This window comes from Staphylococcus sp. acrmy, from assembly GCF_022690565.1.
Taxonomy (GTDB): domain Bacteria; phylum Bacillota; class Bacilli; order Staphylococcales; family Staphylococcaceae; genus Staphylococcus; species Staphylococcus caledonicus.
Genome location: NZ_JALCVE010000002.1, coordinates 348,017 through 361,023, shown reverse-complemented (window position 1 = coordinate 361,023; position 13,007 = coordinate 348,017). Strand labels below are relative to the sequence as shown.

The following is a 13,007-nucleotide window of genomic DNA, read 5'->3' as shown; positions in this document are numbered from 1 at the left end:
CATGGTTCAATTAGCTAAACAACTTGATTGTTTCAAAGCGATTAAATCCATTCCAGGCATTGGTGAGTTAACTGCAGATATGATAATTGGAGAATTAGGTGATATGACAAAGTTCAAATCACATAAACAAATGAACGCTTATGTAGGTATTGACGTTAAACGTTACCAATCTGGTGCAACGTATTACAGGGATACTATTAATAAGCGAGGTAATAAAAAAGCACGGCGACTGTTCTACTGGGTAGTCATGAACATTATTCGGGGACAACACTATTATGAGAATTATGTGGTGGATTATTATTATAAATTAAGAAAGCAACCCAATGAGAAGCCTCATAAGACTGCCGTAGTCGCATGCATCAATCGACTATTAAAAACGATTCATTATTTAGTAATGAATCAAAAATTATACGATTATCAAATGTCGCCACATTAGCCAACCGTATAATCAAATACAGTGTAACACCTTATTCAAAAAATTAAAATTGAACGGTTTAGTTAAGTAATGCTTATTATAAATATAAAGCCTTGACTAATCGTAGGAGGGGGATGGGTCGAACCGCGGTCTCGACGCTCATCCTACTCCCTCAGGAGTCTCGCCAACAATACTACGTTATATACATATAATTTAATAAATATCACTAAACTAAATTAACGTGGTTGCTTAAGAACGAAAATTAATAAATAACAACTCAATTTCCCTACCAATAAAAACTTTTATATTAATCCCATAATCTTTAACTCATCTTAATAGATTTTATGATACTAACTTAAACTTTGCGATATCGTTTTAAGCCAATAATATTTAATATTATAAATACTACAATAAAGACTAAAAGGATGAGTATATCGATGAATATATGAGTCCAACCTTGACCTTTTATCGTTATATTGGTCAATGCATTTCCGGCATAACGAACTGGGAAGAGGTAACCAATATTACTTAACCAAGAAGCCATATTATCTAATGGGAATATACCTGAGAAAAAGACTTGTGGGATGGCCACAATAGGTATAAATTGAACCATTTGAAATTCTGAATTAGCAAATGTAGAAATAAATATTCCCATCACAAGTGCAATAATTGCTAATAGTATATTAATCAATAATACATACCATAGACTACCTGCTAAGTTAACGTTTAATAAATAAATTGAAAATAGAACGATAATAAGTGTTTGGATAATTGCGAATAAGACATATCCAATTAAATAGCCAAACACAATTTCACTACGTCTAATTGATGTAGATAACAAACGTTCTAGTGTGCCACTTGTCCGCTCTCTAAGTAAAGCGATTCCTGATACTAAGAATACAAATAAGAATACGAAAAAGCCCATTAATATAGGGAACATTTTATCAAAGTAAGTACTATCAGCATCTCCATATAAATAATGATTATCTAAAGTGAGCGTCTCATTCTTATTGTTTTGTGCTGCTTGAGGCATTTTTTCAATTACTTTTTTAATATCAGTCATTTTATTTTTTTGAATACTTTGGGCAAGCATTTGTTTTATCGCACTAGATTTACTAGGGTCTTCATTTGTATAAGTAACATAAAGTTTTTGATCTTGTTGGTATACAAAAGCATCCAAATCATTATGCTCTATTTTAGATTTAATATGATTGTGTGACTTGTAATGTGACAATACAATATGATCTTGATTAATATTTTCGATAATATCTGAAGAAATTGAATCTGAGATACCAATTTTTAAATCATTATCTTCATTTCCGTTAAATATAAAATGCATGAGCGTTAAGACTAAGAGCGGTGCGAGAAACATAAGTGCTAGCGTTCTTTTATCACGTAATAATTCAGTAATTACACGTTTTACAATAGCAAGGACTTTCATTAATGTTTAACCTCCTCAACTTTTATAAATACTTCTTCTATTGTGTCTACATTAAATTTTTGTTTAAGTTCCTTTGGAGTACCGATTGTGAATAATTGACCATTTACAATAAGGCCGACTCTGTCGCAACGTTCCGCTTCGTCCATAACATGTGTCGTTACTATCACGCTTTTGCCTTCATTTGTAAGTGACTTCAATTGTCCCCAGACTTGTTTACGCAGTTTTGGATCAATACCAACTGTAGGTTCATCTAAGATGATTAAATCAGGATTTGAAATCAAGGTGATTGCTAAAGATAATCGTCGTTTCATCCCTCCTGAAAATGAAGCAACTTTTTTATCTAGTGCATTTTCTAAATTAACCACCTTAATACATGATTCAATACTACGTGTTAAGTGGTCTTTTTTTAGTCCAGCTAATTTTCCAAAAAATAAAAGGTTCTCTTTAGCAGTCAGTGATTCATATAATGCATCTGTTTGTCCCATATAACCAATGCGGTTTAGAACTTTACGATTAGGCATGTTTTGATCAAATACTTGAGTGTTACCAGAATTTAATTTTTCCATTCCTAATAGACATTTAATCGTAGTTGTTTTACCAGAGCCACTTGGACCAATTAGCCCTAAAAGTTCTCCTTCATAAATTTCAAGATTAATTTTGTTTAGTACTGTATGTTTATCATAAGTTTTTATAGCATCTGTTAAATTAGCTACAACATTAACCATGTTTTAACCTCCTTATTTGACAGTGTGTTCAATTACTGTATATTCAATATAAATCATTTTTCGAAAAGAATTTAAACGAACTTAATAAAAATTGACACAAACCGTATGAATGTTTAATAAAATTATAAAGGGGTGTAAAGATGAACGAGTATGAATTTGTGATAGATAAACGTATATATAATACATATAAGAAAATTGAAAATGGGATGATTAATCTCTTAAAAGAAAAGTCATATGCAGATATAAATGTAAAAGAAATTTGTGCTGCAAGTGGGGTTAGTAGGGGGACGTTCTATAAACATTATAAAGATAAAGACGATTTCTTATATCAATATCAAAAAGAAAAAATGCGACTCGGCAAAAAAGTAATGCTTAAAGGAAATATAGAGAAACGACTACAATTTTTTGAGAAAATATTAAATTTTTGGCAAGAAGAAGCAGAACTTTTACTATTATTACTTGGAGATGTAGGTGCATTTATAACCCATAATGCAATTAAAAAGAACTTACAAGCTAATATTGAAGTACAATTAATCCCAATTCTTGATACGAATTTACTTACGAATAAAGAAAAATATTTTATGCTTATATTCCTCAGTAATGCGATATTTAGCGTAATTCAAGATTGGGTACAACGGGGAAGAATAGAATCTTCTCAAGAAATAGCTACAATTATCGATAAGATAATTAAGACGGTGTTCATTAAGGAATAAGTTAGAGTGGCGGGTTTTTTAATTAAAAAATTAAATAGCTTTCAAACGGAGAACTTTCAGCTCTTTTAATTATCGGAAAATTTTTATTATTTTCACTTGTAAAATATTAGCGTAATGTGTCATTATATCTGTAAGGGCTTTCATTTAGATATATAAGTCATCGAAAGCCGATAACGTATGGCCACTAGTTTTAATATAATTTTAAGCAAAGGGGAGATATTATGACTAAGTCAGAACAAATCATTGAATTAACAAACCATTATGGAGCACGTAACTATGTACCTCTACCAATCGTGGTAGCAGAAGCAGAAGGTATTTGGGTAACTGATCCAGAAGGTAATAAATATATGGATATGTTATCAGCATATTCAGCAGTAAACCAAGGTCACCGTCATCCTAAAATTATCCAAGCGTTAAAAGATCAAGCGGATAAAGTTACATTAGTATCACGGCATTCCACAGTGATAACTTAGGTGAATGGTATGAAAAAATCTGTAAATTAGCAGGTAAAGACAAAGCATTACCAATGAATACGGGAGCTGAAGCGGTAGAAACTGCATTAAAAGCTGCACGTCGTTGGGCATATGATGTCAAAGGTCTTGAACCAAATAAAGCTGAAATTATTGCTTTAAATGGTAACTTCCATGGACGTACAATGGCGCCCGTGTCATTATCATCTGAAGCGGAGTATCAACGTGGCTATGGCCCATTACTTGATGGTTTCCGTAAAGTTGACTTCGGAGATGTAGATCAATTAAAAGAAGCTATTAATGAAAACACAGCAGCTATCTTAGTAGAGCCTATTCAAGGTGAAGCAGGCATCAATATTCCACCAGAAGGTTATTTAAAAACTATTAGAGAGCTATGTGACGAACATAATGTACTATTTATTGCCGATGAAATTCAAGCTGGTTTAGGCCGTTCAGGTAAATTATTTGCAACTGATTGGGATAATGTTAAACCAGATGTTTATATTTTAGGAAAAGCACTCGGCGGAGGCGTTTTACCAATTTCAGTAGTCTTAGCCGATAATGAAGTGTTAGATGTCTTCACACCAGGCTCACATGGTTCAACATTTGGTGGTAACCCATTAGCATGCGCAGTATCAATCGCTGCATTAGATGTTATTATCGATGAAGATTTACCAGGACGTTCACAAGAACTAGGTGAATACTTTAAATCTGAATTACAAAAAATTAATCACCCAGCAATTAAAGAAGTTCGTGGTCGCGGTCTCTTTATTGGTGTGGAATTACATGAAAGTGCAAGACCATTCTGTGAAGCTTTAAAAGAAAAAGGCTTATTATGTAAAGAAACACACGATACAGTGATTCGTTTTGCACCTCCTTTAGTTATTTCTAAAGAAGAATTAGACGATGCATTAGACAGAATTAGAAGCGTATTTGAATAAGTTCAAAAAGTTGTAACATTCATTTTGAAAACCCTTTAAAAAGCAAAGACATGTGTTACAATATGTATGAAAGCGAAATCATTTGTTAAAAAAGAGGCGAAAGTGATCATGACTGAGAATAATAATTTAGTGACTTCTACACAAAGTATTATTAAAGAAGCATTACACAAATTGGGATTTGACGATGGTATGTATGATTTAATCAAAGAACCATTAAGATTCTTACAAGTTCGCATCCCAGTGCGTATGGATGACGGAACAGTTAAAACATTTACTGGCTATCGTGCACAACATAACGATGCAGTAGGTCCTACTAAGGGTGGGGTTCGTTTCCATCCAGAAGTAGATGAAGAAGAAGTTAAAGCATTATCTATGTGGATGACTTTAAAATGCGGTATCGTTAACTTACCATACGGTGGTGGTAAAGGTGGTATCGTATGTGACCCACGTCAAATGAGTATTCATGAAGTAGAACGTTTATCACGTGGCTACGTGCGTGCAATTTCTCAATTCGTAGGGCCAACTAAAGATATTCCAGCACCAGATGTATTTACAAACTCTCAAATTATGGCTTGGATGATGGACGAATATAGTGCATTAGATAAATTTAACTCACCAGGCTTTATTACAGGTAAGCCAATCGTATTAGGTGGTTCACAAGGACGTGACCGTTCAACTGCGCTAGGTGTAGTTATCGCAATTGAACAAGCCGCTAAACGTAGAGGTAAAGAAATTAAAGGTTCTCGTGTAGTTATCCAAGGCTTTGGTAACGCAGGTAGTTTCCTTGCTAAATTCTTATACGATATGGGTGCAAAAGTAGTTGGTATTTCTGATGCATATGGCGCATTACATGATCCAGAAGGTTTAGATATCGATTACTTATTAGATCGTCGTGATAGCTTCGGTACGGTAACAAACTTATTTGATGAAACAATTTCTAATAAAGAATTATTCGAATTAGATTGTGATATCTTAGTACCAGCAGCGATTTCTAACCAAATCACTGAAGATAATGCACATGAAATTAAAGCAGATATCGTAGTTGAAGCCGCTAATGGACCAACAACACCTGCTGCAACACGTATTTTAACTGAACGTGGCATTTTATTAGTACCAGACGTATTAGCAAGTGCGGGTGGCGTAACTGTTTCTTACTTCGAATGGGTACAAAATAACCAAGGTTATTATTGGTCAGAAGAAGAAGTAAACGAAAAATTACGTGAAAAATTAGTAGATGCGTTTGATACGATTTACGAATTAGCACAAAATAGAAAAATTGATATGAGATTAGCAGCCTACATTGTTGGTATTAAACGTACTGCTGAAGCAGCACGTTACCGTGGTTGGGCATAAGATATAGTTAGTAGTAGGAGAGCGACAAAAATCTAATGTAATTAAAAAGATTTTGTCGACCTCGCACAGTAAAAAGGATTGAGACATTTTATATAGTGTCTCAATCCTTTTTTGATTTTGAAAAAGTAAACTATTTAGGCGTATAGTAAGGAAATGCTAATTTGCTTTGATTGAATACTGAATATTTTGTATAATCTAACTATTATAATAAGCGGTAACTTTGGAGGTGATTAAGATGAAAACCATATTATTTATTAATTTAAGAAGTCACAAAGTTGAAAGAATTCAACCCTTGATAGAAGCGAAAGAACTAGGATATAAAGTAGTACTTGTAACTGATAAGAATCCAAACTTAGTTTCTAATTATTTAGACGAGATTATTTATACAGATACTTACAATACTGATCAAACGCTTGAGAAAGTTTTAACATATGCTAAAGAAAATAAAATTGATGGTGTTTGTACTTGGTCAGATAAAGATGTTGAATTAGTATCTATTATTGCCGAAAAACTTAAATTACCAGGTATAAATCCTCAAATTGTTAAAAATGCTAGAAATAAATACGATATGAGATTAGCTTTTAGTAAAGTAAAGGGAATCTCTCCAAAATTTGGTAAAGTTAATAACGAGAAAAATTTAAATGAGTTAGTAAAAGAAATTGGGATGCCAGGGATATTAAAACCAGTAGGCGCTTCTGGAAGTAAAGGAATATTTAAAATAGAAAATAGTGAGAATATAAATGAAACTTATAATACACTTCTAAATGCAACTTCGCCAACAAAAGATAAAGTATATAGCTATTATCCTAATGAATATATATATGAGGAATATTTAGAAGGAAATGAAGTTTCAGTTGAAGGACTAGTTCAAAATAATAAAGTTTTTATAGTGGGAATTACAGATAAAGATGTAACTAATACTTTTTCTTTAGAATACATAGCTATTTTTCCATCTAGTAAAAATGAAGAAATAAAAGAAGAGATTAAGGAAAAAGCAAAACTTGCTATAAAAAGCTTAGGTATTAATAATTGTGCTTTTCATTTAGAGGGCAGAGTTACGAAAAAAGGATTTAAAGTAATTGAATGTGCAGCTAGACCAGGAGGTGGTTTTATAACTTCACATCTTATAAAGATGTCTTCTGGACATTCATTTATAAAAAGAATATTAAAAATGTCTACAGGAGAAGATATTTCTGAGGACTGGCCAAATTTCGAACAAGGCGAAAAGAAAGCTTGTTTTTACAGTTTGATGGCTAAAAGAGATGGGATATTCAAAATGTCGATGGGCTAGATAGTTTGATAGAAATACCAGGTGTAAGGTATGTTATTCCATTAAAGAAATATGGTGATAAAATAACTATGCCTCCTAAGCATTTCTCAAATTGTTTCTTAATAAATATCTTAATTGAAGGTAAATCTGATGAAGATATTAATGAAAAAATTGAGAAAATAAACCACTTAGTAGAGGTGGTTATTGAATGACTATTCTTATTTTATCTAGTACTGATAGTAAGAAGACACCTTACCATGAATGGTTTAGTAATTCGAAAAATAATATTATTCTTTTTTGCCCATCTGAAAAAAGAAAATCGTACAAACAAAGCGATTATTTATTGATTGAATCATTCGAGAACTATATAGAGAATTGTGACATAGAATCTAAAGCAATAGAGTTAAGTAAAAAATATAATATTACAAATATTCTTTCCATATCAGAATTTGACGTTATTAGAAGTGCTAAATTAAGAGAAATATTGAAATTAGATGGACAGTCATTAATTAGTGCTGAAGCTTATAGAAATAAAGTGTTAATGAAGCAATTACTTAAAAATACTGCTGTTAATATTCCAAAATTTGATAAAGCTATTAGCCCTCTAAATATAAAAAAGTTCATTGATAATAATGGTTTTCCAATAGTTATAAAACCAATCTATGGCTCTGGTTCTATAGGTGTACAAGTAGCTTATAATCAAGAAGATATTGCAAGTATTTTAAAAAACACAACTGATTATCAAAATTTAGAAATAGAAGAATTTATCGATGGTGAAATGTACCATGTAGATGGCTTGATTCATAACGGGAATGTAATAGCTACGTTTGTTTCACATTATTATATGGGATGTTTAGAATTTCAAAGTAACCGTCCGTCATCCACTTATATGATTAATAAAGATAACCCATTATACGATTTATTAAAAATTAATGTAAAAAATGTTATCGCTCAATTGCCGAATTTTTTCAATGGATCATTTCATGCAGAATTTTTTGTTACAGAAACTAATGAAATTTATCTTTGTGAAATAGGAAGTAGAACCGGTGGAGGAGAAATAGGTAAAGCAATTGAACATTCAACAGGTATAAATTTAAATAAAGCAAGTTTATATTTAAAAGCAAATTATAATGTTGAGAGTATTGTCAAATCTAACATAACTCGTTATTCAGGTTTTATATTATTACCTCCCCGAAAAGCTATTTATCAAGGAATTAAACAACAATTAGAAGAAGAATGGGTAGTCTCTATAAAAAATATGGGCGAAATAGGAAAAAAGTATGACGATGCGAGATTAAGTGTAGATCATATTATATCAGTGGTAATCGAGGGTAATAATGAAGAAGAATTAATTGCAAGAATAAATAAAGTAGTGGCATGGTATGAAACCAATGTTAAATGGGAGAGAATCATGGATAAATAGGCGTAAAAGAGGTTGGGACATTGAATATAAGTGTCTCAACCTTTAATTTTTAGATATAGTTAAATAAAACGACAATAGCAATCTTTAATGCTAGATTTCTGTTATACCTTTATTTGTTTTATGTCTAGATAAGGTGAATAATAATAGAGAAAAACCACTACATACAATAATACAAATTAATAGTGACATTAGAATGGGCGGAATTAATGTGCCGATTATTAAAAATAGTCTCGACAACAATTCTGCCCCAATTATTAATAGACTATCAAGGCCAGAATATGAACCACGCTCTCCGACAGGTATTAATTTGATTTTTTCGGCTTCATAAGTAGGTGTAAAGAGTATTTCTCCTATAGTAGCTATTAATATGAAAGCTACCAAAATATAAAAGTTATTATTACTAATTACCACCGTGTATCCCACTGCAAATAATATAAATCCAATTTTTAAAATGACGGATGAAGACAAATTTTTAAATCTATTCAAAATAAAAAAGCTTAAGAAGACAATTGTTAGAGTGTTCAATATCAATAATAAAGAAAACATCCTAATACCATCAATTTCAAAAGAATTTAATTGGATAATTCGAAAGTCACTTTTTAGCCTTACAGCTACATATGAGGGAAGTGAAACTTCTGCACTCAAAATCATCATGCCACATATCAAAAATATTATAAAAGGTTTATTTTTATACACACTTTTATAACTGTTGAAAATCTGTGAAATAAAATTTTTATTAGATATTGCTTTTGGTTTTTCAGTTTCTTGTATAAAAATCAAAAGAATAATTACATTTATAAATAAACTAACAAATATTAGAATAAATAACTCCGTTTTATAAGAATTATAAAATAATCCGCCAATCAACATGCCTAGTGCCATCGAATTATTAGATACCCAATATTTAACTTTAGAATACTTTTTTCTAGTTTCTTCACTTATACTATCCAAGGCCAACGCGTTATACATTGGTTTTGAAATAGCTGACATAAATTCATTAATGAGATATAAAATAATAAAAATTAACAATATAATTGTATTATTATTTTATATATATAGTAACGTTATTCCCATACCTAAATACATTAGTGCGCTTATAAACGTGATGAATGCCAGGGAATATTTTTTTACTTTTAATGTGTCACTAATATAACCGCCTAGTATGGAAGAAATTAATTTAATCGCTATACCAACTATAAGTATAACTCCTGCTTTTCTGCCACCTAAATAATGTGTTAATAATAAAGCCATAAATGGAAGTACAGAATTAGTTGAGGTGTTCTGCATAAACATTATCAGTAATCGTAATTTAACATTTGGTTGTAATTTCATAAGCTGTCTCTCCATTCATAACCTTACTAATATATGATCATGTATAAATACACAAAAACCCTATGCACACTACTAGAGTATGATAGGGGTTTAGGTTACTTATCTTGTAAGATATGTTCTGCTACTTCTAGTTGGTGTCGTACTGCATCCTGACCAGTGGAACCGTAGCTCTTTCTACGATTCAGGCAATTTTCAGGTTTTAAATAATCATAGACATCTGTATCAATTTGCTCGTTTAATTCTTGATAACGCTCAAGTGGTACATCTAATAAATAAATACCTTGTTGAATACATTCGAAGACAATTTTACCAACGATTTCATGTGCTTTTCTGAATGGGACATTTTTAGCAACTAAATAATCTGCCAACTCAGTCGCATTTGAAAAGTCTTGATGTACCGTTTCATTTAAACGATTTGTATTAACAGTCAATGTATCTAACATACCTTCAAATATGCGTAATGAACCTTTAACCGTACGTACAGAATCGAATAAACCTTCTTTGTCTTCTTGTAAATCTTTATTATATGCGAGTGGTAAGCCCTTCAATGTCATAAGCATGCTCATCAAATGACCAGTTGTGCGTCCGACCTTACCACGAATCAATTCAGCCATATCTGGATTCTTTTTCTGTGGCATAATCGATGAGCCTGTAGAGAACGCATCAGATAAAGTGATGAATTTAGCTTCATCAGTAGACCAAAAGATAATTTCTTCTGCAAAACGTGATAAATGTATCATTGTAAGTGAAATATTATGCAATGTTTCGATAATATAATCACGGTCACTCACAGCATCTAAACTATTTTCATAAATATAATCAAATTCTAGAAGTTGTTGTGTCTCATGACGATCGATAGGGTGCGTTGTACCGCTAAGAGCTGCTGCACCTAAAGGTGAAATATTGATTCGTTTCATACTATCTTCAAAACGAGAATAGTCACGTTCAAGCATCCAGAAATACGTCATAATGTGATGCGCAAAGGAAATAGGTTGCGCACGCTGAAGGTGTGTATAACCTGGCATAATTGTATCAACGTGAGATTGCGCAAGTTCCAAAATTGATGCTTGGAATGAACGTATTAAAGTTTGAATTTCTTGAACTTCTTTTTTTACGTATAAATGCAAATCAGTCGCTACTTGGTCATTTCTACTACGACCTGTATGCAATTTACCACCTGCATCACCGATACGTTGAATCAGTTCATGTTCAATATTTAAATGAATATCTTCAAGGGATTTTTTGAATTCTAACTTATTATTATGAAAATCTTGTTGTATTGCTTTTAAGCCATCAATGATAGCATCTTTATCGTCGTTAGTAATGATATCTTGGTGCGCTAACATTGTGGCATGGGCAATACTGCCTTGAATATCTTCATCTAACAACGTTTGGTCGAATTCGATGGACGCGTTGAATTCGTCCACCCAGTCTTCAGGTTGCTGTTGAAAACGACCTCCCCATGCTTTATCACTCATTACTATAACCTCCGTGTAATTGTGCATTTACTTGAGTAGGTAAACCATAAATATCAATAAATCCTACTGCAGCTGATTGATTAAATGCATCTTCTTTTGTATACGTTGCTAATTTTTCATCATATAACGTATATGGAGATTTTCTACCATTTACAATAGCGTTACCTTTGAATAATTTAACTCTTACGTCACCTTCGACGTGTTTTTGCGTACTATCAATAAATAGTTTTAAGCTATCTGTTAGGGGTGAGAACCATAAACCATTATATGTTTGTTCGGCAAATTGTTTTTCAATAACTGGTTTAAAGTGCGCAATATCTTTAGTTAGTGTTAATGTTTCTAAAGCTTTATGCGCTTTTAGAATAACTTCGGCACCAGGTGTTTCATAGATTTCACGAGATTTAATACCTACGAGACGATTTTCAACATGGTCAATACGTCCAATACCATGTTTACCAGCTAATTCGTTTAACGTTAAGATTAATTGATCTAAGTCATAATCTTTATTGTTAAGTTGTACTGGTATACCTTCTTTAAATGAAAGGATAATTTCATCTGGCGTATCTGGTGTATCTTCTAATTCAGCAGTTAAATCATATGCATCTTTAGGAGGCGCTGCATATGGATCTTCTAAGATACCACATTCGTTAGCACGGCCCCATAAGTTTTGGTCGATTGAATATGGAGAGTCGTGGTTAATACCTACAGGAATATTGTGTTTAAGTGCGTAATCAATTTCTTCTTCACGACTCCAACCCCATTCTCTTACTGGTGCAAATGCTTTAAGTGTAGGATTTAATGCTTTGATTGCCACTTCGAAACGTACTTGGTCGTTACCTTTACCAGTACAACCGTGTGCAATACCAATAGAATTCGTTTTTTCAGCAATTTCGACTAATTTTTTAGCGATAAGAGGACGTGATAATGCTGAAACGAGTGGGTAGCTATTTTCATACATTAAATTACCTTTAATAGCGTAACTTACATAATCATCACTAAATTCTTTTGTAGCATCGATGATATGACATTCAACTGCGCCCATATCTAATGCTTTTGAATGAACGACGTCTAAGTCTTTACCTTCACCTACGTCTAAACAAACAGCTACGACATCGTAACCTTTATCAATAAGCCATTTAACGGCTACACTTGTGTCTAATCCACCTGAATATGCTAATACGATTTTCTCCTTCATATTGTCACCTCATTGTTTTTTCTGAAAATTATTATAAATTCATACTAACAGATATATAATGAAAATAAAACCATTATTTTACATAAATATACAAAAATTTATTCAAATACCAATTATTTTTAAATGTTATAAATAGCTCGATTTGGCGAAAATTAGGTTATTGTAGCTTTTTTAAGTATTAATAAAATATTCATTTTCAAAAAAGTAAAAGTGGCTAAAAATTGTCTATATAAGATAGAAATATGTGAAAT

The 13,007-nt window shown here is 31.9% G+C and carries 12 protein-coding genes and 1 pseudogene; 7 read left to right on the top strand and 6 right to left on the bottom strand.

What is annotated here, in order from left to right; genetic code table 11:
- A partial coding sequence (locus FH144_RS03470) for a transposase (protein WP_242313665.1) occupies positions 1–436 on the top strand: 436 nt, incomplete at its 5' end.
- Between the two features lie 334 nt (positions 437–770).
- On the opposite strand, the gene FH144_RS03465 is transcribed toward FH144_RS03470, so the two are convergent.
- Together FH144_RS03465 and FH144_RS03460 are read right to left on the bottom strand one after the other, a co-directional pair.
- A complete protein-coding gene (locus tag FH144_RS03465; protein WP_242313663.1) occupies positions 771–1,856 on the bottom strand; it encodes an ABC transporter permease in 1,086 nt (361 codons plus the stop codon).
- Positions 1,856–2,581: an ABC transporter ATP-binding protein gene (locus FH144_RS03460; RefSeq protein WP_198611034.1), complete on the bottom strand. Its 726-nt coding sequence runs from the start codon at positions 2,579–2,581 to the stop codon at positions 1,856–1,858. Before FH144_RS03460 ends, FH144_RS03465 begins: the two co-directional genes overlap by 1 nt.
- Before the next feature lie 140 nt (positions 2,582–2,721).
- On the opposite strand from FH144_RS03460, the gene FH144_RS03455 reads away from it, so the two are divergent.
- From FH144_RS03455 to FH144_RS03430, 6 genes and pseudogenes are all read left to right on the top strand, one after another.
- Positions 2,722–3,294 carry a TetR/AcrR family transcriptional regulator gene (locus tag FH144_RS03455; RefSeq protein ID WP_107507441.1) on the top strand — a complete coding sequence of 191 codons (573 nt, stop codon included), beginning with the start codon at positions 2,722–2,724 and terminating at the stop codon, positions 3,292–3,294.
- A 221-nt stretch (positions 3,295–3,515) separates the two neighbouring features.
- Positions 3,516–4,705: pseudogene (locus tag FH144_RS03450) on the top strand (ornithine--oxo-acid transaminase).
- A 108-nt stretch (positions 4,706–4,813) separates the two neighbouring features.
- The gene (locus FH144_RS03445) at positions 4,814–6,058 is read left to right on the top strand and encodes a Glu/Leu/Phe/Val family dehydrogenase (protein ID WP_107507462.1); all 1,245 of its coding nucleotides are present in this window, start codon (positions 4,814–4,816) and stop codon (positions 6,056–6,058) included.
- A 235-nt stretch (positions 6,059–6,293) separates the two neighbouring features.
- Positions 6,294–7,349: an ATP-grasp domain-containing protein gene (locus tag FH144_RS03440; RefSeq protein WP_242313660.1), complete on the top strand. Its 1,056-nt coding sequence runs from the start codon at positions 6,294–6,296 to the stop codon at positions 7,347–7,349.
- Positions 7,350–7,354: 5 nt separating this feature from the next.
- Positions 7,355–7,540, top strand: a complete 186-nt coding sequence (locus FH144_RS03435) for a hypothetical protein (protein ID WP_242313658.1) — start codon at positions 7,355–7,357, stop codon at positions 7,538–7,540.
- Positions 7,537–8,751, top strand: a complete 1,215-nt coding sequence (locus FH144_RS03430; RefSeq protein WP_242313656.1) for an ATP-grasp domain-containing protein — start codon at positions 7,537–7,539, stop codon at positions 8,749–8,751. Before FH144_RS03435 ends, FH144_RS03430 begins: the two co-directional genes overlap by 4 nt.
- Before the next feature lie 90 nt (positions 8,752–8,841).
- On the opposite strand, the gene FH144_RS03425 is transcribed toward FH144_RS03430, so the two are convergent.
- The 4 genes from FH144_RS03425 to FH144_RS03410 form a co-directional block, all read right to left on the bottom strand.
- The gene (locus FH144_RS03425) at positions 8,842–9,780 is read right to left on the bottom strand and encodes an MFS transporter (protein WP_277953117.1); all 939 of its coding nucleotides are present in this window, start codon (positions 9,778–9,780) and stop codon (positions 8,842–8,844) included.
- 18 nt (positions 9,781–9,798) lie between these two features.
- Positions 9,799–10,083, bottom strand: a complete 285-nt coding sequence (locus FH144_RS03420) for an MFS transporter (protein WP_242313652.1) — start codon at positions 10,081–10,083, stop codon at positions 9,799–9,801.
- A gap of 95 nt (positions 10,084–10,178) precedes the next feature.
- On the bottom strand, positions 10,179–11,561 hold the full coding sequence (argH, locus tag FH144_RS03415) for an argininosuccinate lyase (RefSeq protein WP_242313650.1): 1,383 nt from the start codon (positions 11,559–11,561) through the stop codon (positions 10,179–10,181).
- Complete coding sequence (locus FH144_RS03410) at positions 11,554–12,756, bottom strand: argininosuccinate synthase (RefSeq protein WP_107507447.1); 1,203 nt, start codon at positions 12,754–12,756, stop codon at positions 11,554–11,556. Before FH144_RS03410 ends, argH begins: the two co-directional genes overlap by 8 nt.
- Between the last annotated feature and the right edge of the window lie 251 nt (positions 12,757–13,007).